Annotated in this window: 22 protein-coding genes; 16 read left to right on the top strand and 6 right to left on the bottom strand. The window is 42.4% G+C overall.

The features are described from left to right. Positions 1 to 43 precede the first annotated feature (43 nt). The gene (locus C5745_RS04185) at positions 44 to 1288 is read right to left on the bottom strand and encodes a deoxyribodipyrimidine photo-lyase (RefSeq protein WP_105715729.1); all 1245 of its coding nucleotides are present in this window, start codon (positions 1286 to 1288) and stop codon (positions 44 to 46) included. Positions 1289 to 1497: 209 nt separating this feature from the next. Between C5745_RS04185 and C5745_RS04190 the strand changes: the two genes are divergently transcribed. From C5745_RS04190 to asnB, 3 genes are all read left to right on the top strand, one after another. After that, positions 1498 to 2355 (top strand): SDR family oxidoreductase, encoded by an 858-nt coding sequence (locus tag C5745_RS04190; protein WP_105715730.1) that lies wholly within the window; start codon positions 1498 to 1500, stop codon positions 2353 to 2355. Between the two features lie 66 nt (positions 2356 to 2421). Beyond that, on the top strand, positions 2422 to 4260 hold the full coding sequence (locus C5745_RS04195) for a UbiD family decarboxylase (protein WP_105715731.1): 1839 nt from the start codon (positions 2422 to 2424) through the stop codon (positions 4258 to 4260). A gap of 207 nt (positions 4261 to 4467) precedes the next feature. Next, positions 4468 to 6159, top strand: coding sequence for an asparagine synthase B (gene asnB / locus C5745_RS04200; protein WP_105715732.1), 1692 nt, complete (start codon positions 4468 to 4470; stop codon positions 6157 to 6159). 71 nt (positions 6160 to 6230) lie between these two features. Here asnB and C5745_RS04205 read toward each other — a convergent pair whose 3' ends face one another. Then, on the bottom strand, positions 6231 to 6965 hold the full coding sequence (locus C5745_RS04205; RefSeq protein WP_105715733.1) for a 3-keto-disaccharide hydrolase: 735 nt from the start codon (positions 6963 to 6965) through the stop codon (positions 6231 to 6233). Between the two features lie 76 nt (positions 6966 to 7041). On the opposite strand from C5745_RS04205, the gene folB reads away from it, so the two are divergent. The 4 genes from folB to C5745_RS04225 all read left to right on the top strand — a co-directional run bounded on the left by folB (position 7042) and on the right by C5745_RS04225 (position 10060). Further along, positions 7042 to 7407 (top strand): dihydroneopterin aldolase, encoded by a 366-nt coding sequence (gene folB / locus C5745_RS04210; protein ID WP_105715734.1) that lies wholly within the window; start codon positions 7042 to 7044, stop codon positions 7405 to 7407. Positions 7408 to 7534: 127 nt separating this feature from the next. Beyond that, a complete protein-coding gene (locus tag C5745_RS04215) occupies positions 7535 to 7978 on the top strand; it encodes an Hsp20/alpha crystallin family protein (RefSeq protein WP_105715735.1) in 444 nt (147 codons plus the stop codon). A 308-nt stretch (positions 7979 to 8286) separates the two neighbouring features. Next, entirely contained in the window at positions 8287 to 9519 is a 1233-nt protein-coding gene (locus tag C5745_RS04220) for an MFS transporter (RefSeq protein WP_105715736.1), read from the top strand. Between the two features lie 127 nt (positions 9520 to 9646). Then, positions 9647 to 10060: a DUF2721 domain-containing protein gene (locus tag C5745_RS04225; RefSeq protein ID WP_105715737.1), complete on the top strand. Its 414-nt coding sequence runs from the start codon at positions 9647 to 9649 to the stop codon at positions 10058 to 10060. On the opposite strand, the gene treZ is transcribed toward C5745_RS04225, so the two are convergent. Genes treZ through treY form a run of 3 tightly spaced genes read right to left on the bottom strand, consistent with a single transcriptional unit; the run spans position 10057 to position 18246 of the window. Next, on the bottom strand, positions 10057 to 11874 hold the full coding sequence (gene treZ, locus C5745_RS04230) for a malto-oligosyltrehalose trehalohydrolase (RefSeq protein WP_165793014.1): 1818 nt from the start codon (positions 11872 to 11874) through the stop codon (positions 10057 to 10059). The genes C5745_RS04225 and treZ overlap by 4 nt on opposite strands. Before the next feature lie 38 nt (positions 11875 to 11912). Continuing rightward, complete coding sequence (glgX, locus tag C5745_RS04235; RefSeq protein ID WP_105715739.1) at positions 11913 to 14036, bottom strand: glycogen debranching protein GlgX; 2124 nt, start codon at positions 14034 to 14036, stop codon at positions 11913 to 11915. Positions 14037 to 14064: 28 nt separating this feature from the next. Then, positions 14065 to 18246 (bottom strand): malto-oligosyltrehalose synthase, encoded by a 4182-nt coding sequence (gene treY / locus C5745_RS04240; protein ID WP_105715740.1) that lies wholly within the window; start codon positions 18244 to 18246, stop codon positions 14065 to 14067. A gap of 261 nt (positions 18247 to 18507) precedes the next feature. Here treY and C5745_RS04245 point away from each other — a divergent pair, with 261 nt between their 5' ends. The 4 genes from C5745_RS04245 (at position 18508) to C5745_RS04260 (ending at position 20510) form a co-directional block, all read left to right on the top strand. Then, the gene (locus C5745_RS04245; protein WP_105715741.1) at positions 18508 to 18987 is read left to right on the top strand and encodes an adenylyltransferase/cytidyltransferase family protein; all 480 of its coding nucleotides are present in this window, start codon (positions 18508 to 18510) and stop codon (positions 18985 to 18987) included. Between the two features lie 40 nt (positions 18988 to 19027). Beyond that, positions 19028 to 19465, top strand: a complete 438-nt coding sequence (locus C5745_RS04250) for an adenylyltransferase/cytidyltransferase family protein (RefSeq protein WP_105715742.1) — start codon at positions 19028 to 19030, stop codon at positions 19463 to 19465. A gap of 72 nt (positions 19466 to 19537) precedes the next feature. Then, positions 19538 to 19957: a hypothetical protein gene (locus C5745_RS04255; protein ID WP_133166287.1), complete on the top strand. Its 420-nt coding sequence runs from the start codon at positions 19538 to 19540 to the stop codon at positions 19955 to 19957. 55 nt (positions 19958 to 20012) lie between these two features. Next, the gene (locus C5745_RS04260; RefSeq protein WP_105715744.1) at positions 20013 to 20510 is read left to right on the top strand and encodes a copper resistance protein NlpE; all 498 of its coding nucleotides are present in this window, start codon (positions 20013 to 20015) and stop codon (positions 20508 to 20510) included. Between the two features lie 33 nt (positions 20511 to 20543). Here the strand turns inward: C5745_RS04260 and C5745_RS04265 are convergent, their stop codons facing one another. Then, positions 20544 to 21023, bottom strand: coding sequence for a hypothetical protein (locus C5745_RS04265; RefSeq protein WP_105715745.1), 480 nt, complete (start codon positions 21021 to 21023; stop codon positions 20544 to 20546). Between the two features lie 248 nt (positions 21024 to 21271). Between C5745_RS04265 and C5745_RS04270 the strand changes: the two genes are divergently transcribed. The 5 genes from C5745_RS04270 to C5745_RS04285 all read left to right on the top strand — a co-directional run bounded on the left by C5745_RS04270 (position 21272) and on the right by C5745_RS04285 (position 25480). Next, complete coding sequence (locus C5745_RS04270; RefSeq protein WP_105715746.1) at positions 21272 to 21619, top strand: response regulator; 348 nt, start codon at positions 21272 to 21274, stop codon at positions 21617 to 21619. Between the two features lie 145 nt (positions 21620 to 21764). Continuing rightward, positions 21765 to 21956 carry a cold-shock protein gene (locus tag C5745_RS04275; RefSeq protein WP_105715747.1) on the top strand — a complete coding sequence of 64 codons (192 nt, stop codon included), beginning with the start codon at positions 21765 to 21767 and terminating at the stop codon, positions 21954 to 21956. 354 nt (positions 21957 to 22310) lie between these two features. Beyond that, positions 22311 to 22433 carry a hypothetical protein gene (locus C5745_RS20710; protein ID WP_262508116.1) on the top strand — a complete coding sequence of 41 codons (123 nt, stop codon included), beginning with the start codon at positions 22311 to 22313 and terminating at the stop codon, positions 22431 to 22433. A 48-nt stretch (positions 22434 to 22481) separates the two neighbouring features. After that, positions 22482 to 23543 (top strand): fatty acid desaturase family protein, encoded by a 1062-nt coding sequence (locus tag C5745_RS04280; RefSeq protein ID WP_105715748.1) that lies wholly within the window; start codon positions 22482 to 22484, stop codon positions 23541 to 23543. Between the two features lie 47 nt (positions 23544 to 23590). Then, the gene (locus C5745_RS04285) at positions 23591 to 25480 is read left to right on the top strand and encodes a PAS domain-containing sensor histidine kinase (RefSeq protein ID WP_105715749.1); all 1890 of its coding nucleotides are present in this window, start codon (positions 23591 to 23593) and stop codon (positions 25478 to 25480) included. Positions 25481 to 25484 lie beyond the last annotated feature (4 nt).

Genomic DNA, 25484 nt, shown 5'->3' on the forward strand with positions numbered 1-25484 from the left:
GACACTGCGCTGTGCCTGTAGGGAGAACATGTGTTATATCGTCCTATTTTATTGTCTTTTTTGCTCGATAGTTTTTCTTGAGGAGCTCTTCCCAGGATAATTTTAAATTATCCTTAGAACTGGTGCCATATCCGGCAAAGTGAAGCCAATACCCGTATGTCGTTGCGGGCGCGTAATCCAATAAATATTCTTCAAAAAAGCTTGCTCCAATCAAATGATTGACGTTCGATTCTTGGAGCATATAAGCGGCCAAAATTTCTCGGTATTCATACGGTAGATTGCCTGTTGTTTGCAGGTCATGGATAAGTTCATTAATGAGAGGGGGATGGCTACCGTCACGTATAAATACTTTTAAAGCATCCCCAGGGGCAGTCGGAGAGCTCGCGTTCGCACCGTGCGGCTTGAAAAATATATTAGGATATTTCTTTAACATAAATCGAAAATAATCTCGCCATAACAGTCGTGCCAGTAATCTGTCGTACTTCTTTTTTTTCGATGGATGGTAATGTGTTTTGATTTTATGATAGTAAAAAGCTGGCGAAACGGCGCCATTTGCTATATAGGGAGATATAAAATTATAATCATTTACGTCATCATAATCTGCGGAAAGCGTCATTTCGATCATTTCCAATGCTTTTCCCTCCCCCCCTTGTAATGGTGCTTCTATGTTGTTTAATGACACTATGACTTCCTGCGAAAAGCCTAGCTCTTCCAATGTTGGTATGTGGGTCGTTTCCAAATGGGGGTGGGTCGTTATACGGGAGACGGGGGGTAGGGCAGGTCGCACGAAACTCTCTTTTTCTACTTTTTTCTTGAAAGAGTTGAAAGAGTCCGGGATGTCTCTAATAGGGATGGGTAAGTCCTCTTTATGATATAGGGTATGTCCTATAAAATGCTTTAAATTAATTTTTTCTTTCCAAAGCGCTTCCTCTACCCGTTCTGAAATCCTTGTTTCCCGTTGGGCTACCTCCCTGTGGTGATACACTTCGGTTACTTCGTATTTGGCGCAGAGTATACCTATTTCATCCTCTGGTTTACCGTTAAAAACCAATAAGTCGGCGCCTATTTCTTGTAGTGTAGATTTAAGATGGGTAACAGAATCTAAAAGAAATTTGGCGCGGATAACACCAGTGTTTCGAAATCCTAGTTCGTTTGTTTTAAAATAACGGGGGTCAAAAAAATAAACCGGTATGACAATGTCGCCCTTTTGCACTGCTTCATGCAGAATTTCATTATCGTGGACACGCAGATCATTCCTAAACCATACTAAAATTACCTTTTTTGTCATACGAGAAAATGCCAAGCGGAAATGTTAACGATTGACGCAAAGATAGCGTAAAATACGGTCCGATTTCGTTGTACGAGGTCTTTTTACAAAGAAGAGACAAATGAAGAAGAAAGTTCCGTGGTGTACTTTTTTGTAACAAATAGGTTTTAGTGTGAACATTCACCGTTTTATTGTGTTATGAAATCAGATGATTATATAACTGAATTTTTATGAATATACTGATCAGCGGACTCAATAATTACGTGGGGCGGCGATGTACGAATCTGATGGCCGATGAAAACTTTCATGTGTTCGCTATCACGAGAAACAGAGCCCTGTTCGAAAAGCGTTTGTCGGAGCCTCTACATGCCGAAGTGTTTGAGTATGATTTACTCAAAGGGGAAACAGATGGCCAAATAAACGTGCCAGATTTGAAAGCATCGTTTTACTTTACGCAGGTTCCCACGCTAGACGATATAGTTAACTTGCGCGTGGAATTATTATGCCTGCGCAATTTCATCCATCTGGTTAAGCGTATGGGGTGTAACCGAATAGTCTACGTGGCCCGTTTAATGGATAAGCAAGCGTTAGAGCCCATTTTGAATTTGCTAAAGGAATTCGCATTAGATTACACGGTAATCTTAAAAAATATCGTTTTAGGGAAGGATTGTCTGCTTTATAATGTATATCGTAGTATTGCGAAAAAAAGATTTGTCTTTTACTCGAAGAGATATGGCGGGAATCTGCTACAGCCAATAGGTGTAAATGATTTTGTACGTTGGCTAAAAGCTGTTTTGGACGTTCCTGCTTTCCATTATACCGTATTGGAGGTTGGTGGGGCAGAAACGATAACAGCGGTAGACTTATACGGGGTGTTTCGCGACCTAAAATTAAAGTTAGCTTCCCAAACCGTAGTTTATTTACCGCATTGGCTGCTTAACTTAATATCCAAAAGGAGCGTGGCGAGCGATACTGCAATGGCTGAGTTTCTTCGTGGTATCCAGGAGGAAAGTGTGGTAGCTAATACTTGGAAAAAACATCTTTCCTTTACTTTCTCTTCAATCGAACAAATCCTTTTAGCAGAGTAATTTTTCGTCTATTGCCCGTTTTCCGGTTATTCTGTTAATTTTGTTGCTTATTATATTGCGCAAGACATGGGATACAACAGTTTGGCAGCGTGTGTCGCTGATTTGGAACAACACGGACATTTGATACGCATAAGAGAAGAAGTAGATCCCCACCTGGAAATGGCCGCTATCCACATGCGGGTATTTGATGTCGCTGGGCCGGCGCTTTTCTTTGAGAATATAAAAGGGTCAACATTTCCTGCGGTTTCCAACCTCTTTGGGACGCTAGAGCGCTCAAAATTCATGTTCCGTGATACGTTAGACCACGTAAAAAAATTGGTTGATGTAAAGATGAATCCCGCGTCAGTATTGAAAAACCCTTTTGATTATGTCGGTTCGTCCGTGGTAGCACTTGGTGCACTTCCGTGGAAGAAAAAAAGTAGGGCTCCTATATTGTACGGACAGACGGAAATATCGGCTTTACCCCAAATCATCAACTGGCCAATGGACGGCGGTGCGTTTGTGACCATGCCACAAGTGTATACAGAAGATATTTCACGTCCTGGCATTATGCAGGCTAATCTAGGAATGTATCGTATACAATTGTCTGGTAACGATTACGCTGCTAATAAGGAGATCGGTCTTCATTATCAATTACACCGCGGGATCGGCGTACATCAAACAAAGGCGAACCAGCTCGGTATGCCCTTAAAGGTCAGTATTTTTGTTGGTGGTCCACCATCGCACGCGCTGTCAGCCGTAATGCCATTGCCCGAAGGACTTTCCGAGATGATTTTTGCCGGAGCGTTAGGTAATCGACGCTTTCGCTATTTTTATGACGACGAAGGGTTCTGTATTTCAGCTGACGCTGATTTTGTCATAACTGGCACGGTGTATCCTAACGAAACGAAGCCCGAAGGTCCCTTTGGAGATCATATCGGTTATTACAGCTTGACGCATCCCTTTCCGCTTATGAAAGTACATAAGGTTTACCACCGCCGGAACCCCATCTGGTCATTTACGGTTGTCGGTAGGCCGCCGCAGGAAGACACAAGTTTTGGTGCGCTGATTCATGAAATCACAGGAAATGCAATTCCTCAACAGATAAGTGGCCTTCATGCGGTTCATGCCGTTGACGCTGCGGGGGTACACCCGTTACTATTTGCTATAGGAAGTGAGCGCTACACACCGTATCAAGAAGTGGATCGTCCACAGGAAGTCTTGACGATTGCCAATCAGATATTGGGGACAAACCAGCTTAGTTTGGCGAAATATCTTTTTATTGGCGCTTATGAAGATAACCCCGGGCTGGATATCCACGATATCCCCGGATTTTTCATGCATATTTTGGAGCGCATCGACCTAACCCGCGATTTACACTTTCTCACCAATACCACCATTGATACCTTGGACTACTCTGGGGATGGGCTAAATGCTGGTTCGAAAGTCACGTTTGCAGCTGTGGGAAACAAAAAACGGGAGCTATTAAGGAATATTCCGGCAGCTTTAAATTTTCCTAGACCGTTTAACCGGGCTAAAATGCCCCTGCCCGGTGTCGTTGTGGTCGAGGGAGCGCTGTTTACAACATACGCTGATGAGGGAAACGTAATTGACGCGTGGTGTAAGGAAGTGCAATCGCAGGATTGGGCCGGCATTCAGCTAATTGTGCTAGCAGATGACGCTGGCTTTACGGCGGATAACATGAATAACTTTATTTGGGTGACTTTCACACGTAGTAACCCCGCCTATGATATTTATGGTATTGATAGTTTTACCTCCTTTAAACATTGGGGGTGCAAAGGGCCCGTAATCATCGACGCGAGACGTAAGCCCCATCACGCGCCGGATTTGATCAAAAATGAAGCAGTGGAGCGAAGTGTAGATCGTTTAGGGTCAAAAGGCGGGTCTTTGTATGGCATTATATAAGCACCACGTATTTCGAGGTTTAGATCGTGTCGGGGCAAGGTGGATGTCAATTAAATGCTCGTTTTGATATTATTTTGATAAACAAATAATTGTTTCTTTATTTTTTTTTCAATGAAAGTTAAAAAACGTTGTTAATTTGATTTTTTATATGTTTCTTTGTGTTATTACGCTAATGCATATTAGTGAACAGTATTAAAAATTAAATTTATGTGTGGAATTGTTGGTGCTTTTGAATTAAAGCCATTCTCTTCGGAGAAGTTAAGACCGCAGGTTCTGGAGATGTCGAAGCGGATTCGCCATCGCGGACCGGATTGGTCGGGTATTTTTACCAGCGAAAAAGCTATTTTAGCGCATGAGCGGTTGGCTATTGTCGATCCTAAATCGGGGAGTCAGCCGTTGTTTAGTCCGGATAAGAGCGTTGTCCTTGCAGTGAACGGCGAAATATACAATCATCAACAGCTCCGCAATACGCTGCCTAATTACGAGTTTACCACACAGTCGGATTCGGAAGTTATTTTGGCGTTGTATCTGGCTAAAGGTCCTTCGTTTATAGAAGACTTGAACGGTATATTTGGTTTTGCGTTATATGATTCTCGTGACAACTCTTGGTTGGTGGCTCGTGATCATATGGGTATCATTCCTTTGTATTATGGTAAAGATGAACAGGGACAACTCTTTGTTGCGTCGGAGTTGAAATCATTGGAAGGGTTTTGTGTGGAGATGGCACAATTTCCTCCAGGGCACTATCTTTCGAGTAAAGATGGGGGGGAGCTTAGGAAATGGTATATTCGGGAGTGGGAGTCTTATGACATAGTGAAAGATAACGAGACAGATTTAGTCAAATTACGACAGGCGCTTGAAGATGCAGTACAACGGCAGCTTATGTCGGATGTTCCATACGGCGTACTATTATCTGGTGGCCTTGATTCATCGGTTATCGCTGCTGTCACGAAGAAATTTGCCTCCAAGCGTATTGAAACAGAAGGGAAGGAAGAGGCGTGGTATCCACAACTGCATTCCTTTGCTGTAGGCCTAAAAGGGGCCCCCGATCTAATTGCTGCGAAAAAAGCAGCTGACCACATTGGTACGATCCATCATGAGATAAACTTTACGATTCAAGAGGGGCTAGATGCCATTCGAGACGTTATTTACCACCTCGAAACCTACGATGTGACGACAATACGTGCCTCAACACCGATGTATCTTCTATCGAGGGTTATCAAATCCATGGGGATTAAAATGGTGTTGTCGGGCGAGGGGTCGGATGAACTTTTTGGAGGGTATCTATATTTTCATAAAGCGCCCAATGCTCAGGAATTTCATGAAGAGACTGTTCGAAAACTGAACAAATTGTACTTATACGATTGTTTGCGCGCGAATAAGTCGTTGGCAGCGTGGGGTGTGGAAGGTCGCGTGCCGTTTTTAGATAAAGAGTTTATGGATATCGCCATGACGCTTAATCCAGCGGATAAGATGATCAAAGACGGGCGAATGGAGAAATGGGTGGTGCGAAAGGCATTTGAGGACTATCTGCCAGAAAGCATAGCATGGCGACAAAAGGAGCAGTTCTCTGACGGTGTGGGGTACAGTTGGATCGATACATTAAAAGAATTGGCAGAAAGCAAGGTCTCGGATGTTGAGTTCGATATAGCGGCAACACGCTTCCCTGTTAATCCACCAAAAAATAAAGAAGAGTTTCTGTATCGTTCCATTTTTGAGTCGCATTTCCCTTCGGAAGCCGCGGCCCGAACGGTGCCGTCTGTGAAATCGGTAGCGTGTAGTACGCCAGAGGCATTAGCGTGGGACGCGTCTTTTCAGAATATGAACGATCCCTCAGGAAGAGCGGTAGCCCATGTGCACAATGATAGTTATGAAAAGACATCGAAGCCGTTAATCTAGGACTATTTAGTGCTTTTTTATTTTGTTTTGTAGAGATGTGAGGTAGCACATCTCTACCTTTTCGTCTTAGGCTATAATGGTCTAATCCAGATGTTTCGGAAATTGACCAAATCGCCATGATCCTGTAAGATAATAGGCCCCGCACCGTGAGCTTGCATCTTGGGTAAACCTATATATTCTGTAGTCCCTTCGATAACGGTATTGTTTTGCACAACAACTCCATTATGGAGTAACGTAAATGTGCCTTTACTGATCAGCATACCATCTTTATTGAATCTTGGAGCTTTGTAAATGATGTCATATCGGTGCCATCTGTCTTCTGGTGCCCTTACCTCCACTAACGGAGGTCTTTGCTTATATAGACTTCCGGCCTGACCATTGACGTACGTGGGATTATCATCGTTATCTAATATTTGAATTTCATAACGTCCCTGAAGGAAGAGGCCACTATTTCCACGTCCCTGTCCCTCGCCTTTGATAACAGCTGGACTTTTCCATTCTAGATGAAGTTGGAAATCCTCAAATGTTTGTTTAGTCTGGATGTCGCCTGTTTTGGGTTTAACAGTCAAGATGTTATTCTCTAGTGTCCATTCAGCCGGTTGTGTGGGGTTGTCACGACTCACCCAGTGATCGAGTGTTTTCCCGTCGAATAAAACAATAGCATCGCTAGGTACTTGGTTGTGAACTGTTACGACAGGAGGGTTAGGTGAGTAAAATTCGGTATCCTCCGGTTTGAATTTTGTCTGTGCCATACTACTAATGGATAATGTTAGAAATAGCAATGTGCTCCCTAATTGAATCTTCATCAGATGTTATTTTACGTTTAATTAAGCAATAATATGTATTAATTTTTACATTTTTCATTTTTTCATATGTTTGTATATGGGTTCTATCACACAAGAAGTAGCGCTTCAGAAGGTGCGCTTCTTTTCTCCAATCGGTTATTACAAAGAAGAACGTATCTTGGGGAACGAGTTTTTCGTGGATGTTGTCGTTCGCTTTCCGTTCGGCAATGCCAATACGGAAGATTTATCAAATACAATTAACTACGGAGAACTTTACAATCTAGTATATGAGGTCATGAAAAAAGAACGTAGGCTTCTCGAGTCCGCCGCAGAAGAAATTCTTTCTAAAATACAAAACCGCTATCCCTTTGTTGACGAAGCCCGAGTGTCTGTTCATAAAACGACACCTCCGTTCGGGCATGATCACGTACAAGCTAGGGTCTCTTTATGTTATCATAGGTGACAATATGGCGTTTTAAATCGTTTTTTAATGACAAAATGTCTTTATATTCATTTCTGTATCATTCGGTATAAGATTTGATTTGAAGGTAAGTACATTAAAAGAAATTAAAAAATAGGAGGATACAAAAATGGCATTAATTAAGTTTCCCAACAGAACTATCAATTCAGACGCAGTTAACCCTTATGTTAACAGCTTTTTTGATAACTTTTTCAACGATTCATTTATCGGTGATCGGCTTATTACACGTGTACCTGCAGTTAATATTGCGGAAACTGAAAAGTCGTTCAAGATAGAATTAGCGGCTCCGGGACTACAGAAATCAGATTTTAAAATCAATGTGGATAAAAATATGATTACCATTTCCGCAGAGAAAAAAGAAGAGACGAGCAAGGGCGATAAACTCTATAGTAAAAAAGAGTTCAGCTATACATCCTTTACGCGCTCATTTTCACTACCTGATTCTGTAAATTACAATGAAATCGAAGCGGAATATATAGACGGTGTTTTGCAAGTGACCGTTGGTAAGAAAGAAGACGCGATCGTTGCAAAAAGGCTTATCGAAGTGAAATAATAATTGTAAGTAGTGTAGTAGTTTAAGGTGAGGGAGAGCCTCTGCAGATTTTGCAGGGGCTTTCTTTTTGCCATTTTTTTATGTCATCGTGCTGGCTTTTCTATATTTTTCGTTTATCTTTGCTACATTATGAAAATTACTTCTCTATATCGGGTATTGACTGAACGCAACAGAATAGCGTAAGCACTAGGCATCCACTATGTCTCGATAGCCGTTAAAATAAGCCGTTCCGCGCTTGTTTTATCCATATTCTCATTTTTATTTTTGATTACAAAACGTCAAAAGATTACGTTTTATACAGAAAGTTTATGCAAGAGAAAGAAAACTGGAAAAAGAAATTCCTCATTATATGGATTGGGCAGTTCATATCATTGATTACGAGCTCAGCCGTGAATTTTGCTATTATTATTTGGTTGAGCATCGAACATGGCTCAGCTGAGGTGCTTGCTTATGGCGCTATTGCAGGAATGTTGCCTGCGGCGGTTATCGGTCCGTTTGCAGGAATTTACATTGACCGCTGGAACCGGAAGAAAACGATGATGTTTGCCGATGGTTTCGTAGCACTATGCACGTTGGTCATGTCGATTAGTTTCTATCTTGGATATGAAAGTCTTATTCTAATATATGCTATGCTCGCGCTGCGTTCGGTAGGGTCGGCTTTCCATATGCCCGCTATGCAGGCATCCGTCCCCATGATTGCACCAGCGGGTGAATTGTTACGAATCGCGGGCGTGAACCAGATGATACAATCAATATCCGCAATTGCAGGTCCGGCATTAGGAGCTTTAGCAATTACTTTGATGTCGATAGGCAATGTCTTGCTATTGGATATCGTCGGTGCCACTGTCGCTATCACGGCGTTGCTGTTTGTACATATCCCGAATCCGGAAATCCCTGAAAAGGCAAAAGCAAGTTTTGGACAGGCGTGGAACGACTTAAAATTGGGATTTAAAGCGATTTTGGATAACAAAGGGCTGACCTGGCTTTTCGCTTTTTCTACGATCGCAACCTTTTGTATTATGCCTGTGGCTGTATTGTTCCCGTTGTTAACCTTGCAATATTTCGGTGGAGGCAAATGGGAAATGAGCATAGTCGAAATGGCTTGGGGAATCGGCATGTTGGTTGGGGGGAGCGTGTTGGGGATCTTTAAGCCCACGATTCGGAAAGTCGTGATGATCAATATGACTACCATTATTTTAGGGATAAGCTTAGCATTATCAGGTGTTATCCCAACGCATACGTTCTGGATTTTGGTGGGATTAACAGCTGTAGGAGGCATAGTAGCAACGATTTATAACGCGAGTTTTATGACCGTATTGCAAGAAGAGGTACGTGCCGAAGTGATGGGACGTGTCTTCTCCCTTTATTTCAGTATGGCCATCATCCCCACCGTCATCGGACTGCTTGGAACCGGATGGGCAGCAGATTTCTTTGGTGTAAACAATATTTTTATTGCTTTAGGGAGCATTATTGCCCTTGTTGGCGTGTTTTCTTTCTTTAATCGCTTTGTTATGGAGTTGGGGAGAAAGGATTCGCGTTAATCATTATAGTTGTGAAGTCCCTCTAATAGAATTAAAAGCAGACAGCGTTGTTTTCATGTACACATAATATTGATTATCTTCGATAATTGTCTTTTGGTTTTATAACAAAAATATCATCGGTTAGCTTATGATAACGTACAACACAGCAGCTTTGCTCTTTCCGGCTATCAGTTTAATTATGCTGGCGTACACCAATCGTTTTTTAGCCTTGGCTGCGCTCGTGCGGAGCTTACATGCTAAATATCTCGAACACAATAAAAAAGGTGTACTGCAAGGTCAAATCGGAAATCTTCGCTATCGACTTAAATTATTGCGACATATGCAAGGTGCGGGCGTGGTGAGTTTTATAAGCTGCATTGTGTGTATGTATGGCATCTACTTAGACAATGTATTGGTAGCTGAAATCGCTTTTGCAATGAGCCTTTTGTTTTTTACCATATCGTTAGTTATTTCTTTCGTAGAAATTCAGTTGAGCAATAAGGCCCTGGAGCTTGAGTTGAGTGACATGGATGCTGGAAAGGTCGACAATCATCTAACCTAGATTCGCGTTTGTATTATGATACCTGTTTGAGCAGGGAGATCTGCGAAACGGTCGGTCAGTATGGCTGAAGAAAGGCCGCCCCATTTGCGCTCGGCGGTATCCCACACTTTTTCCCACAGTTGATCTTCAGGAATAGCATAACGCTGCGTGCACGATGAAAAATTGAGAATGCAGATCAGCATTTCTTTTTTATATTCAAAACGCAGTACCAGCGAATCTTTCTGCAGGTCACTAAACACATGTAGATTTTCTCTTTTTAGAATCTGAAATACGGTATTCGACTTTCTCAAAGCAATCAGACCTTGATAATACCGTAACATGCGTTGATGCTCTGCTACAGCTGTCTCTGTCCAATCCAATATACTATCGCGAAAGGTTTTTACATCCTGTGGATCGGGCACCTCTCCTTCGCCGTGAAAATCAGAAAACTCTTCGCGACGGCCTCTGCGGACAGCAGTTATTAGTTCAGGATCGGTATGGCTTACAAAATAATAGAAAGGCTTTCGTGAGCCCCATTCTTCGCCCATAAACAATAAAGGGATAAATGGGGAGACGATTACGGCCATAGCCATTAAACGTTGTAACTCGGGTGTAAACAATAAACTGCTTCGTTCACCCAGCATACGGTTGCCGACCTGATCATGGTTCTGTGAGAAAACAATGAATTTCTCTCCTGGGATCCCATCAGCACTGCTGCCGAAAAACTTGTGACGGTGGGTAGAGTACTGACCCGTAAATACATAAGCTTGCTCATACGCCTTGGCAAGATCTTCGACGCCATTAAATTCCTTATAATACCCTTTTTGTTCTTCGCCGGCGGCGACACGTAGAGCGTGGTGGAATTCATCAAGCCATTGAGCATCTATGGCGAAACCGTTCCGTTCCAGGGGCTCTAAAAAGCGTTTGTCGTTCAGATCACATTCCGCTATCAGATAATGTGTTTGCCCAGTTTCACGCATCAAAATGTCTGTTGTCCGTCTTATATCCTGAAGTATGTGCGAAGGACTAAAATCCTTTATAGCGTGGACGGCGTCAAGACGAAGTGCGTCTACGTGAAAATCACGGAACCACATCCGTACATTTTCACAAACGAAGTCTCGTACGCCATGATTCCACGAATCGTCATAATTGACTGCTTTTCCCCAAGGTGTATGGTATTTTTCCGTAAGATATGGGCCATATTTCTCTAGGTAATTGCCTTCCGGGCCAAAATGGTTATATACAACATCGAGAATGACGGCTAGCCCTTCTCGATGACAAGCGTCTACCAGCCGTTGCAATCCTCGCGCCCCACCATAAGCGTGTTGTACCGCAAACAAAAACGTGCCATCGTATCCCCAATTTCGCTCTCCCGGAAACTGTGCTACCGGCATGATTTCTATTGCTGTTATACCTAAATTCTTGAGATATGGTAAGCGTTCGATGACACCTTCAAAATCGTGTGAGGGAGAAAATGTTCCGACATGTAGCTCGTAGATAATGAACTCAGCTAAAGGTGGACATTGATAGTCTTGATCAGTCCAATCGAAATCAAGATCCGCAACCGCCGATGATCCATGCACGCCCTCCGGCTGGGACCGCGATACCGGGTCAGGTAGCGCTTCGCCATCAACAACAAAGTGGTAACGCTGGCCCGCAACTATATCCTCATGCTCCGCAAACCAGTAACCATAGGCTTGCTGCGACAAGACGATATCTTTATTAGGTTGATAGGTCCGACATATTATGCTTTCGGCTTTGGGAGCCCATACTGTAATTTGGGCTTTATTTTCCGTAAGCGTAACGCCTAGTGAGGTTGTTCTCTCGGTATTCATATGCATTTTAATGTACTATTTTTAAGCAAGGATAATGTTTATATTTCCGTTGACATCAAAACAATAATGGAGCGTGCTGGCACCGTAATAGTATGAGCAGCGGCATATGTGTCAAGGGCGCCGATAGTCTCTATATTGGTGTCTAACACCATTATCCATTCTTTGCAGTATTTTGCATGCGGTAACTTATAGCTGATATCTTCCCAATAAGCATTGAACATGATATAGAAACTGTTGTCTATGATTTTAGTTCCATCGTCGTCTGACGTACGTATACCATTACCATTTAGAAAAACAGCTAAAGATCTGGCGAAATCATTTTGCCAATGTGATTCTTCCATTTCCTGTCCTTCTGGGTTAAACCACGCTATATCTTCCAAACCAATACCCTTTATAGGAATACCTTGAAACCATTTCCTTCGACAGAATGTGGGGTGTTCTTTTCGAAATGTAATTAGTTGCCGGGTAAAATGCAGCAATTTTTCATCCTGCCCGTTCCAGTCAAGCCACGATATATCATTGTCTTGGCAGTAAGCGTTATTATTACCATGTTGGGTGCGCCCAAACTCATCGCCCGCCACAATCATCGGAACACCCTGTGAGAGGAACAATGTCGTCAGCAGGTTTCTTTTCTGTTTTGCGCGTAACTTATTGACTTCCTCGTCTTCTGTCGGACCTTCTACGCCACAATTCCAAGAACGGTTGTGGTTGTCCCCGTCTAGATTATCTTCTCCGTTCGCTTCATTATGCTTCTCATTATAGGAAACAAGATCGTGCAAAGTAAACCCGTCATGGGCCGTGATAAAATTGATGCTTGCTGTCGGTCTACGGTAATCCCCTTGGTAGAGATCGGACGACCCTGTCAATCTATCGGCAAACTCCCCCAGCATACTATCTGCGCCGATCCAATAATCACGCATACAATCACGGTACTTCCCATTCCATTCCGCCCAACCTGGAGGAAATTCGCCTACTTGATAGCCGCCTTCTCCGATATCCCACGGTTCGGCGATGAGTTTTACCTGAGAAATAACAGGGTCCTGATAGATGACGTCAAAGAACGAGCTTAGTTTATCCACGTCGTACAACTCGCGAGCAAGAGCGGACGCGAGGTCAAATCTAAACCCGTCGATATGCATCTCTAGAATCCAGTAGCGTAGACTATCCATAATTAGGCGCAGCACATTGGGTAGACGTGCGTTAAGCGTATTTCCTGTGCCGGTAAAATCCATATAGTAACGAGGATCCTCGGCGAGGCGATAATATGAAGCGTTGTCAATGCCTCTAAAAGAAAGGGTTGGGCCCATCTCATTGCCTTCACCTGTATGATTATACACTACATCCAATATCACTTCTATTCCGGCGCGATGGAGCTCCTTCACCATATTTTTGAATTCGATAACTTGCTCTCCTTGACTGCCAGTTGATCCATAACGAATGTCCGGCGCAAAAAATCCGATCGTATTATAACCCCAATAATTCGTCAGGCCCTTTTCGTGAAGATGTCGGTCAGTAATAAAATGATGTATGGGTAAGAGCTCTATCGCCGTTATCCCCAGCGACTGGAGATAAGAAATAGTTACAGGATGGGCCAAGGCAGAATAAGTCCCCCTTATTTCCTCTGGGATTTCGGGATGCTGTGCAGTAAATCCCTTAACGTGTGCTTCATAGATAATACTGCGATGCATAGGGATCCGAAGCGGTGTATCACCTTCCCAGTCAAACGTATTATCTATCACGACCCCCTTTGGAATAAACGCTGCACTGTCCTTCTCGCTAAAGCTTACATCCCCCTCGGGATGCCCTAGCTCGTAACCGAACAGCGCATCATCCCAGCGTAGTGTACCCGCTATCGCTTTAGCATAGGGGTCTATAAGGAGCTTGTTGGGATTAAAGCGATGCCCTTGCTTAGGTTCATAAGGTCCATGCACTCTATAACCATATAACTGTCCAGGACCGACGTCCGGGATATAGGCGTGCCATACCTGATGCGTCCGTTCTTTGATTTCGATTATCAAAGACTCCGTTTCATCCGTTGCGTGTTCAAAAAGGCAAAGCTCTACAGCCTCTGCATTTTCCGCATAAATAGCAAAGTTTACGCCGTTGCCATCGTAATTAGCTCCTAGGGGATAAGGCGACCCGACAAGTATTTTCACATTCATTTTTTTATATTTTTCTTATTATCATTCTTCATATCCGGTCGTATAATTTCATGAGGCCGCGTAATTTTGTTTTGACACGGTCATGAAAAGCATCTTGGGGTGCCATCCAGTTCCAGTTGCCTATAGCCCTTGCCGGATTATTCATGCGATGTGTTCCCGGAAGGGATACAAGGTCCTGCATAGGCACGATTGCTGTATCCGCTACTGAAGCGTATACCATTTTCAACATAATATCAGCTATGTTTGTTTTGTCGGTCGTAATGGATGTATACATCGAAATCCGTTCCTTGGCCGCATCGTCCAACTCTTCATTGAACCAGCCCACTATTGTATTATTGTCGTGCGTACCGGTGTAAGCGAAGAAATTGCGGTCGTAATGATGTGGAATATGAGGCGACGATGCCATATCGTCGCCGAATGCAAACTGAATGACTTTGGTTCCCGGCAATCGAAAAGCATCTCGTAACTCGTAAACCGCGTTATCAATATCGCCCAGATCTTCGACAATAAAGGGCAGCTTGCCCAATTCCGATTTTACTTTGGTGAAAAATTCTTTTCCCGGACCCGGTTTCCACTGACCATTTTTGGCGGTTTTGTTCCCCGCGGAAACCTCCCAATATGCTGAAAACGCTCTAAAATGATCCAGTCGAATCTTATCAAAAAGCTTGCAGTTATGCAATAACCGAAGCATCCACCATTTGTAGCCATCTTGTTTGAGTGCTTCCCAATCGTACAACGGCATACCCCAAAGTTGTCCATCCGCGTTGAAATAATCTGGAGGTACCCCAGCTACGGATTTAAGACTTCCATCTGATTTCAACGAAAACAAGTGAGGGTGTGCCCAAACGTCGGCAGCGTCATGGCTCACATACATAGGTACGTCTCCTAAAATGCGCACGCCAAGTTCCTGACAATATTTTTTTAGTTTTTTCCATTGACTGAAGAAAACATATTGCGTCCATTTTACTTCCTGAAGTTGTGTTTGATGCTGGGCTTCGAAGTTAGCAAGCGCTTCTGGATTACGAGATTTATATAGCTCTGGCCATAGATACCAAGGAGCCTGCGAATAGGCGCTCTGTAAAACGACGAATAATGCGTAATCATCTAACCAGTATGCTTCTTCCTCGCAAAAACAAATAAAAGAAGAATCCTTCGCAAGATCTGCCCGTTCGAAGGCTATATGTAGCAATTCCTTTTTTATGGATTCTACGCTTGCAAAATCAACCTCCGCGCACTTGTCGATCGTTGTCTTTTCTACTTCTTCCCGTGTTAAGAGGCCGTCGTCTGCTAATGTTTCTAAGCTGATCAATAGGGGATTTCCGGCCATAGCGCTCCGGGTGCTATAGGGTGAATGATTTTGTTGAGTGGAAGTCGGTCCCAAAGGCAATATTTGCCACCACCGTTGTCCGCTGGATTTGAGAAATTGTACGAAGTCATATGCCGCTGGACCGAGATCGCCTATACCTAAACGAGAAGGCAGGGAAGTAATATGCAACAACACACCGGCGCTTCTGGGGTTAGGCTGTTCGCTGTAGCAAACCACGGCGAGCGGAATATCCCTAAAGACGGTAGACAACTTTAAGGTTGTGCCTTGTCCCCTGATCGGACATAGTATATGCCGCCAGTGCACAGGTATTTGGCTCGGTAAAACGACCGAGGTATCTTCCCAATCGAGATGATATCCGGTATCATTTCTTAGCTTGTCGATAGCGGCAAGATGGAGAGGGACAATAACAACTAGCCAATCTTTTTGATGCTTACGAGCGTAAGCTAGTATATGCTGGCGGTATTTTCCTGTGACCTCTAACGGTACATATTCTCCCTCGGCGAATAGCAGGCTGTACTGTTTGCGAACCGCGAGTAAAGTTTTCAGTAGCCAAAGTTTGATCTTGCCCGTATATCGGTCTTCCCAAAGCACCGAAAGAATTTTGTCTGTGTCTACCTCATCGATCTCCCGCAGATAACTGTTTCGTGTAATGTAATCAACCTCACGTCTGTTATCAGGATCCACAAAACTTAGGTCCCAGAGCTCTGTTCCCTGATAAGTGTCTGGAACGCCTGGACACGTGTATTTTAGTAAGACTTGAACCAACGAATTCATTATTCCAAAGTCTACCATGCGTTTTAAATAAGCGTGAAAAACCGGAAAGAAAGACCCATTCTTATCCAGTAAAAATTGCGCGAAATGATGGATGCGCTGCTCGTATGTTTTATTTGGTGTCGCCCAGTCGGAACGTTCTTTCCCTTCCCGTAAGTACTTTGTTAGATAATTTAAAAACCGATTAACGAAATCATCATCGGGAGAATTCGGCATGGGATACGACCCGAACATCGCTTGGTAAATGAAATAAACATCGTTAGGGTGGGGGTAATCCGCCTTATATTGTGCCGTTACAATTTTATGCCAGGCATTAACTTGTTCCTCCCACGCTTCCGGCCAGGCTGATAGTACCTGAAGACGAGCTCTGGCATCTTCACCCCGCTTGGTGTCATGGGTAGCCGTGGTATTGAGCGAGGAGGGCCAGTTAGCTTGTCGTCTTAGCATAGCTTCATGGAAAGTTGGAATAGGTATGCCAAAATTTTCTGGATGATCGCCCACCTCATTATGGACAATGAACCGGTTATAAGTATACATGAGCGTATCTTCGACGCCCTTTGCCATTAAAGGACCGGTGAATTGCATGCAGCGATGGAAAAAGGCCATGGCTTTTTTCCGATAAGACTGATTCGATTCACGCTGTGCCCGCTCGATAACGTGCTGCAGCATATCAGCCCGCCGGACGCCTTTTTGCCGCATAGTATCAAAAACGTTCATTATCGTTGTATAAGCATCTGGACCAAATGGAAAGGTCTCTTCGTAAACACGATATATGGGGAAGTAGACTAGGAATTCCCGGATAACTCCCCGCAGACCTTCCATATCAAACGTACTATCATTATTACTCAGGTCAAGGTTCACAAAAAGCTCACATAAGTTTTCGAGTTCACCCAGCATATGTTCCGATAGAATGTATCGTTTCTTTGCTATTTGCTGCTCCGCTATTGAAACACCATCTCCAACTTGTTTTCTGTATAAATTGGAAAGAAGCTCCTCGCTTTTGCAATTGGTAAGTACGTTATTGCATAAAGCTAAAAAATCATAGCCTGTTGTGCCCTGAACGGGCCAATCACCAGGGAGTTCTTCCCCCTTTTCTAGTATTTTTTCAACGACGATATAGGTGTTCGGACCACACAGGCTCCGTAAATCCCTCGTGTATTTTGACGGGTTGTGAAGGCCGTCAATATGATCTATACGCAATCCCTCGACGATTTGTTTAGAGAGCAGTTCTCCAATAAAGCGGTGCATGTCCTTAAATACGTCATCATTATGCACGTTCATACAAATCAGTCCATTGACGGTAAAGAACCGTCGATAATTTATGCGCTGATCTGTTTCTCTCCAATGGCAGAGCCGATAATGTTGCTTGGACAATATCTCCCGTACCTTTTCCTTGTCGTTATTCACGTGAGACAAACGCTGCTCAAAGCGCTCCCGGTGGGGCAATGAATGCATAAGCGCAAATATTTCTTCCCGACGGCGGCACCATTCTTGGGAGTGGCTATAGTCTGGGTTTGTATAAAGATAATGAACGGTGTCATTGAAATCAGGATCGACTAATGATAATAAATCGCCGAATATATCACCATACGAGGCCGGATTGACAGGAAGGCGATGACTGAAATAACAAATATATAGTCCATGATCTTCAGAGGCGATCGTAATTTCGCCTGCTAGAATGGCCTCATTAAGTTCCTTATCAAGAAGGGGAACCATGAGCTTACTTTTTTTGAATAACGCGCCGCTGTACGTTGTATCGAAATAGCTGCTGTAACGAGAGATTTCGCCATACTCCAGTATATGCATTAACCAACTATTTTCATGATGATAGGCCATGTGGTTCGGGACGATGTCCTGTAACCATCTTATTTTAAGTTGAGCAAGGTGCGTTTTAAGCTTCTTTAGCTGGTCTAACGTGCCCAACTCGGGATTAATGCAATTAACGTCGGTACTGTCATAGCCATGTAGACTGCCAGGTACCGCGCGCAGAATAGGGGACGCATAAATGGTGTCGATGCCAAGATTATACAAATAGTCAATTACCTGCTCCAAATGCTGAAAATTGAAATTCTCATTAAACTGGATACGGTAGGTGCCGCTCGATATGTCCATTGTTGTTCGCTAAAATAAGTTATCTAGAAGTAGAGGAGATATTGTTCATTCCTCCACGTAAATAAAACGTCTGGTGATCGAATTAGTTCTCTTTTTTTTGCTTCTGGTCGAATTCGACAAAAAGTAAGCTTTCGGTCATAAAAAGCAACAAAAAAGAAAATTTTCAAAACGAGATTCCACTAAGCGTGTTCTATATGTACCTATGACAAACGTTAATGCATCGATAATTGAACATGAAATTAAAAACTAAAATAATTTACAATGAGAATAGGAATAACTTTTTCTGCTTTTGATTTATTACACGCAGGACACATTAAAATGCTTGAAGACGCCAAGGAACAGTGCGACTTTCTTATCTGTGGGGTGCAGACCGACCCTACGTTGGATCGCCCGGAGAAAAATAAACCCACGCAGACCGTGTTTGAACGTTATATGCAGCTGCGGGGCTGTAAACACGTAGACAAAGTCATTCCATATGCTACAGAGCAAGATCTGGAAGACATCCTTCGTTCCTATAAAATTCATGTAAGAATTTTGGGGGACGAGTATAAAGATAAAAATTTCACTGGACGGAAGTACTGTGAAGAAAAGGGTATTGAGCTTTATTTCAACCGTAGGGAGAACCGATTTTCGAGCTCATCATTACGTAAAATTATTGCAGAGAAACAGCACGAGGAGTCTGTTTCCATCGTGCATCTTAAAGAGAATATAGCGTTACCGTTACAGCGGCTGAACGCATAAGCGGATTTTAGCAAAGGCATACAATTCTTAATAGAAGAAAATGAAAGTAGGAATTATTTTTGGTGAATTTGATCTGTTACATCTAGGCCATCTCGTTTTGTTGGAAGAGGCCAAACGGTACTGCGATCACCTGATTGTGGGACTAAAAACAGATACTGCGGAGAGAGATCAGAACAGTTCGCATCCTGCACAAACTGTCGTTGAACGCTTCATAAAACTGGAAGGCTGTCGGTACGTAGACGAGATTATCCCCTACGGATCGGATGAAGAACTGTTGGATATGTTACAGTCTCTACCCATTGATATTCGGTTTGTAGAAGGAAGGGTTTCTCATTTTCCCGGGAAAGATTATTGTTTAAAGGAAGGGATCAAAATTCATTACACAAAGCGTAAACACCGCTTTACAAGTGATAGGTTGCGAAAGGTCGTGACAGAGAAAGAATTGACGAAAGCGCAGTTGGTTAAGACGATTAGCTAACATTAATTACGGCGAAATACACAGGAAGAGAGTGTACGAATGGAATTTAAGGTTATAAATTATACATTTGACATGAAAAGGATAACAGTAGGGATTGTGAGCAATAATAAGCGATTGCGCATCGCCTATAGATTACTGCTCGAAGAGGAGGGGGAGGACCAGACGGAAGTTTTATGGGACTCCTTATTAGCGGAAGACCTGAGGATCTACCGGACACATTACGGGCAGCCCGATGTCCTTCTTGTAGATTATGAAGGGGTGTGCAATCAAGTGTCCTTCTGCTTAGAAGACCTGAAAAGCCTCTTTCCACAAAGTGCCTTCTTACTTATTTGTGACGATTGCGAAAAAAATCTAAACAAGGAGCGAGGTGTTAAATTACGTCAATTTTTAATTTCTAAGTATTGCTCCGTACAAACATTATTATCTTCCATCTCAAAAGTCGTTCTGTCAGCCGTGCTATCTAAAAGAAAGCCAAGTACAGGATTTGCATAAAATCATTAAGTAAATATTGAAAATTAGTTTTCATGCATGTAAATAGATTACCGTTATGATTATATCAACAAAAACATTAGCATCCCTTTTCTTTCTGTTTTCCCTGTTCTCAGCATGCGTCGATTTATCACAACCCCGAGACGAAGACGGAGCAGCTACAGGCACTCCTGCAGAGCAACAAGAATACGCAGGGAATTCCGCGGCGCAGGACGATGAATCGACAACCGATGTGTCTGTTAATCCTTCCGAGTTTGAAGGTACTTATGAAGCCACACTTCCTTGCGGAGATTGTGATGGGATACACACGGTAATCACCATTAATAACAACCATACATTCCGAATTAGTAGTGAATACCTAGGAAAAAACAAGAAGATAGAGGATAATGGCCCATTTAAATTAATTGAAAACGCATCCATTATTCACCTTCAAGGTACGGAAACAGATTTGAAGCTAAAAATAGGGGAGGATAAACTCTTCCAATTAGATAAAGATGACAACGTAATTGAAGGAGAGCACGCAAAAGACTTTGTTTTTGAGAAAAGGGATATGTGAACCAAGCTTCGTCTAGGAGCATGCTAAATTAGGTTAATCGTTACAATGATCTGACTTATATATAACCGTATAGCCTGCTGCTTCATCAGTCTCCTGTATGCCACTCGCCCCGTTTATTGTCAATGGCTTTTGAGCTAGTTCATCATTGGGTAACAGCTTAAATGCCATCCTGATCGAATCCCTCATGCCTTCTTGCATGTAATTCCATAGCGCTGTAATTTCATTGTTAGAAATAGTTCCCGTTAACACTCCCTTGCGGCTGTCTTTTTCTTTTGGTATCCAGCTCATCTCGCCCTCTACCTTGTCGCCATTTATAGTGAACCTAACCTTAGTCGTATCTTGTTGGCCAGTGCCCTCTGTGCGGATAAAACAATATGGTTTGTTTTGTACTGGTCTATTTGCCATCGCATGGATGGTATCTTCATCAGCCTTATTTGTATCTTCGCTATTGCGATTGTCCTGGCCTACGCACGAACCTAGCGCGATAGCACATAGTAAGAAATAGTTCTTCATCCTTCATTCAAGATCATGTTCAAAGTTCTCCGCAATAGTAATGCCGAAATACTCGGTACTATAACAGCCGCGATAACAGAAACGAAAAGATACGCGTTCTACGCGCTAAATACGCTTCTTTAATGTTCAATGCAACTATTCGTTTTTTTATCCGTTCACTACACAGCGTTTATAGTCGATATCTTTGATTTGCCGATTGTTGATTAAAAGAGGATATTAGATGAATAATTGCTAGTAACGGAAGAATAATGGATGGAAAAAAAATTTTTATTTGTGACGACGACACGGGCATTATCGATGTATTAAGATTGATACTCGAGTCTACTGACGCCGAAATAATAGCCGAATCACGTAGCGCCCGCGCATTTGAAAGATTGATAAAAGAGAAACCGGATGTCTTAATTGTTGACTTGTGGATGCCCGAAGTGAGTGGAGAACAGCTAATACATAAAGTGCGTAATCATGTTGAACTGCAAGAAACATATATCATATGCATATCTGCTAGCTATGAAGGTGAGAAAATAGCGACGGAGGCTGGGGCTGATGTGTTTCTTGCGAAACCGTTTGATATGAGGGCGATCTTATCACTCGTATAGGATAGACAGCACCGTAGCGCAGTCATGGATTTACCAACATAATATGAATGTCAGTTCGATGTAATAATCTTGATTATAATCTTTTGTTAAATAATTTATCGTACATTTACATCAATTAATTATTTTTTTTATTTATTTAATCGCCATGAAAGAAGGCATAGTAAAATTTTTTAACGAAACTAAAGGTTTCGGATTTATCACTCCAAGTGAAGGAGGTCGTGAGATCTTCGTCCATTCGTCGGGGCTTACAGAAGATATCCGCGAGAGTGATCATGTATCGTTTGAGGTACAAGACGGACAGAAAGGCCCAAGTGCAGTAAATGTGAAGTTAATCTAAGTTATTCTTGCATATATTGTAAAAGCCGTTCTCATTGGAACGGCTTTTTTTATACGCGAAACTTTACAAGTTTATCGATATAATGCGCTGAATACCAACTATTATTCTTATCTTTAAAAAAAGGTCTGCAACTTTACTTAACCCATGCAGCAGATTGAATAAAATAAAACATACTGTTTTATCCTGAAATTTTCGGTTGCCTACCAGTAATCCTTTCACTTTAAAGCACGTAATATTTCCAAGTTGCAAGAACAGGCAGGTCATTAAGTGAATCCGATTATCTTCCTGTTAGCCGCCAAGGGCAGGATACCGTTGACGTGTGGAAACATTCAGTAAATTGAAAAAATATTCATCATGAGCAAAGACAAAAAAAAAGTAAAAAGCACAAAAGAAAAAACACAATCCTCTTACCAACAAGACAAGGACATGACATTGAAGGATACGATAGCCAATGTGTTTAGCAAAAAGAAGAAATAATCAGTTGATCGGAGCTGCCGTTCAGCATTTTAATATCGTTACAATACCATGAAATCAACAATTAAATTTAACAATGTAAATACATTATTTTCGAAATCATTAAAAACGAGAATAAACAACTATTTTAATACCAGTGGAAAACCGCGGACGGGCGATTGGAGGATCATCCTCAAAGCGGTTATCCTTTTGGTTTCGTTGGCCTCTTTATATATATTATTGGTGTTCGTGCAACCACCTGCAGCGATTAGCGTCCTCCTCTGTATAGTTTTGGGAGTCAATTTTGCTGCGATAGGATTTAACATCATGCACGATGCGGGGCACAATTCGTTTTCGCGTAATACGCGGGTCAATACATTTCTTTCCTATACCTTAAACTTGGTGGGGGGTAACATTTATTTATGGAAACTGAAGCATAATATCGCACATCACACCTATACCAATATCGAGGGTGAGGATCACGATATTGAGATTAAGTTTATGCGCGTACACCACGACCAAAAATTGAGAAAGCATCATAAGTATCAACGATTTTATTTTATGTTCCTATACGGGGTGTCTTATTTAGCATGGATCTTTTTTCAGGACTATGAAAAGTATTTCCGCCAGAGACTTGGCAGAAACTCCGATAGATTTCCTTTTCCGCTAAGAGAGAAACTTATCTTTTGGATAAGTAAGATAGGTCACTTCGGTATATTTGTCGTTGCACCGGTCATTTTAGTAGGATGGCTGCCTACCTTGGTAGGGCTGATGATTGCCGGCATGGTATGTGGGATCTGTTTGGCGACGGTATTTCAGCTTGCCCACGTCGTTTCTGAAACGGAATTTAAAACTATAGAAGCCGATAAGGTGGAGGAAGAATGGATGATCCATCAACTTCAATCGACAGCGAATTTTGCCACGAAGAACAAAGTGTTGACCTGGTTGCTCGGCGGATTGAATTTTCAGGTCGAACACCATTTATTTCCGAGGGTAAGTCATGTACACTATCCAGCAATTAACAAAATTGTACAGCAAACATGTCATGAATTCCAAATAAAGTACTTTGAATTCAAATCTTTCGGTCAAGCGTTCAAATCACATGTATCAGTCCTAAAATATATGTCGAACTAGCCAAATATTTATTTTGAACTATTGTGTGGGAACCTTGTTTTACATCCATGGAAGGAGATAGACCATTTCAACGAATCCAACAAATGGAACATGAGAACCGAGCACTTCGGAATAGAGTAGCCGAATTGACGGATTTTATCGAGAATGCGGCCATACCACTACATTGGGTCAATGCCGAAGGAATTATCATTTGGGCAAATCAAGCTGAATTCGATGCTTTGGGGTACACACCGCAGGAATATATAGGTGCTTCTATTCGGGACTTCCATGCGGATACGCAGGCGATAGAAGATATTCTAGCAAGGCTTACTAACAATGAAACCTTATATAATTATCCGGCGAGTCTTCGATGTAAGGATGGAACGATCAAGCATGTGCTGATTAGCTCGAATGTGTTGATGGAGGAAGGAAAGTTTATCCATACCCGGTGTTTCACAAAAGACGTCACCGAAATTGTCCAACAGGAAAAGAAGCGGAGCGATTTGTTGTCGCTTTTAGAAAGAAGTGAAGAGCGATTAAGGCTGGCGATAAATGCAACGAAACTTGGTATATGGGACTGGAAATTCGATGAAGGATATATTCACCTTTCCGAGGAAGCTAGAAAGGTCTTAGGTATTGAAGAAGAATGTTTTCAAATAGAAGATATTTTAGAGCGTTGTTGTCCCGAAGACGTTAAACATATCGAACAGCTTATGCACCAGTGTTACAAAGATGCGAGTGGTCACAGTTTCGAGTTTATTGGTTCCATCCGGAACGTCAAAGATAATCAGTTTAGATGTATAAAACTCCATGTAGCAATTTATCTCAACGGAAATAATGTACCCGATCGGGCTGTCGGAACCATCCTGGATATTACCGATGCAAAGGCAGTGGAAAAGAAAGGAGCGGAATTAGCGGCAATCGTCAGGACCTCTTATGATGCGATTGTCAGTAAGTCGTTAGAAGGCGAGGTGATGACCTGGAATGCTGCAGCAGAACGGATGTTTGGTTACAGTGCAGCAGAAATGATCGGACATTCTATATTGAAAATAATTCCCCAAGATAGAAAGGATGAGGAAAACTATATCCTAAGCAGATTACGAAAAGGTGAAACCGTAGAACATTTTGAGACGAAACGCCGCATGAGCAACGGGAATCTTTTGGATGTATCGTTAACCATCTCCCCGATCAAAAACAGCAAAGGGGAAATCATAGGCATATCGAAAATTATCCGAGATATAACTGACAAAAAGCAGGAAGAACGTCGTAAAAACGACTTTATATCTATGGTGAGCCACGAGCTTAAGACACCGTTAACCTCCATTCTTTTATATGCCCAGGTGCTGGATAAAAAATCTGAAAAGAACCAACAGATCGTGGCGCCGGAAATGGTAAAAAAAATTGAGGTGCAAGCAAAGAAAATGATCACGATGATAGGCGACTTTTTGAGTTTAACACGATTAGAAGAAGGAAAGATCCATCTCCGTTTTGATATATTTGAACTTTTTACGTTGATAAACGAAATTGTGGATGACGCTGCGTTGCTCAACGTAAGCCGCCGGATAAAAGTTGTAGGCGATAACCCTGTAAAAATCTACGCGGATCGAGACAAAATTGGACAGGTGTTGACTAACTTGGTCAGCAACGCGTTAAAGTACTCACCTGCTGGGGGCGAGGTGACGATAGGCTGTGAACGAAAAAACGGGAAATTAAAGGTTTTTGTTAGCGATCAGGGAATCGGCATAAGTAAGGCCGAGCAAAGAAATTTATTTCAACGCTTTTACAGGGCTAATGATGAAGCTTGTCGGAATATTTCCGGATTCGGAATCGGACTCTTTCTAGTCTCAGAAATACTTCAATATCATGGATCGGAGATTCATGTCGAAAGTGAAAAAGGAAGAGGATCCCTATTTTTCTTTTTTATAGATGAATTCAAGCAGGATGTCGTTCAATCTTAAGTTG

Source organism: Sphingobacterium haloxyli, assembly GCF_002980525.1.
GTDB classification, from domain to species: domain Bacteria; phylum Bacteroidota; class Bacteroidia; order Sphingobacteriales; family Sphingobacteriaceae; genus Sphingobacterium; species Sphingobacterium haloxyli.

Excerpts from the sequence above, each read along its gene's own strand:
- C5745_RS04185 (WP_105715729.1), bottom strand. The coding sequence starts at position 1,288 with ATGACAAAAAAGGTAATTTTAGTATGGTTTAGGAATGATCTGCGTGTC.
- C5745_RS04190 (WP_105715730.1), top strand. The coding sequence starts at position 1,498 with ATGAATATACTGATCAGCGGACTCAATAATTACGTGGGGCGGCGATGT.
- C5745_RS04195 (WP_105715731.1), top strand. The coding sequence starts at position 2,422 with ATGGGATACAACAGTTTGGCAGCGTGTGTCGCTGATTTGGAACAACAC.
- asnB (WP_105715732.1), top strand. The coding sequence starts at position 4,468 with ATGTGTGGAATTGTTGGTGCTTTTGAATTAAAGCCATTCTCTTCGGAG.
- C5745_RS04205 (WP_105715733.1), bottom strand. The coding sequence starts at position 6,965 with ATGAAGATTCAATTAGGGAGCACATTGCTATTTCTAACATTATCCATT.
- folB (WP_105715734.1), top strand. The coding sequence starts at position 7,042 with ATGGGTTCTATCACACAAGAAGTAGCGCTTCAGAAGGTGCGCTTCTTT.
- C5745_RS04215 (WP_105715735.1), top strand. The coding sequence starts at position 7,535 with ATGGCATTAATTAAGTTTCCCAACAGAACTATCAATTCAGACGCAGTT.
- C5745_RS04220 (WP_105715736.1), top strand. The coding sequence starts at position 8,287 with ATGCAAGAGAAAGAAAACTGGAAAAAGAAATTCCTCATTATATGGATT.
- C5745_RS04225 (WP_105715737.1), top strand. The coding sequence starts at position 9,647 with ATGATAACGTACAACACAGCAGCTTTGCTCTTTCCGGCTATCAGTTTA.
- treZ (WP_165793014.1), bottom strand. The coding sequence starts at position 11,874 with ATGAATACCGAGAGAACAACCTCACTAGGCGTTACGCTTACGGAAAAT.
- glgX (WP_105715739.1), bottom strand. The coding sequence starts at position 14,036 with ATGAATGTGAAAATACTTGTCGGGTCGCCTTATCCCCTAGGAGCTAAT.
- treY (WP_105715740.1), bottom strand. The coding sequence starts at position 18,246 with ATGGACATATCGAGCGGCACCTACCGTATCCAGTTTAATGAGAATTTC.
- C5745_RS04245 (WP_105715741.1), top strand. The coding sequence starts at position 18,508 with ATGAGAATAGGAATAACTTTTTCTGCTTTTGATTTATTACACGCAGGA.
- C5745_RS04250 (WP_105715742.1), top strand. The coding sequence starts at position 19,028 with ATGAAAGTAGGAATTATTTTTGGTGAATTTGATCTGTTACATCTAGGC.
- C5745_RS04255 (WP_133166287.1), top strand. The coding sequence starts at position 19,538 with ATGAAAAGGATAACAGTAGGGATTGTGAGCAATAATAAGCGATTGCGC.
- C5745_RS04260 (WP_105715744.1), top strand. The coding sequence starts at position 20,013 with ATGATTATATCAACAAAAACATTAGCATCCCTTTTCTTTCTGTTTTCC.
- C5745_RS04265 (WP_105715745.1), bottom strand. The coding sequence starts at position 21,023 with ATGAAGAACTATTTCTTACTATGTGCTATCGCGCTAGGTTCGTGCGTA.
- C5745_RS04270 (WP_105715746.1), top strand. The coding sequence starts at position 21,272 with ATGGATGGAAAAAAAATTTTTATTTGTGACGACGACACGGGCATTATC.
- C5745_RS04275 (WP_105715747.1), top strand. The coding sequence starts at position 21,765 with ATGAAAGAAGGCATAGTAAAATTTTTTAACGAAACTAAAGGTTTCGGA.
- C5745_RS20710 (WP_262508116.1), top strand. The coding sequence starts at position 22,311 with ATGAGCAAAGACAAAAAAAAAGTAAAAAGCACAAAAGAAAAAACACAA.
- C5745_RS04280 (WP_105715748.1), top strand. The coding sequence starts at position 22,482 with ATGAAATCAACAATTAAATTTAACAATGTAAATACATTATTTTCGAAA.
- C5745_RS04285 (WP_105715749.1), top strand. The coding sequence starts at position 23,591 with ATGGAAGGAGATAGACCATTTCAACGAATCCAACAAATGGAACATGAG.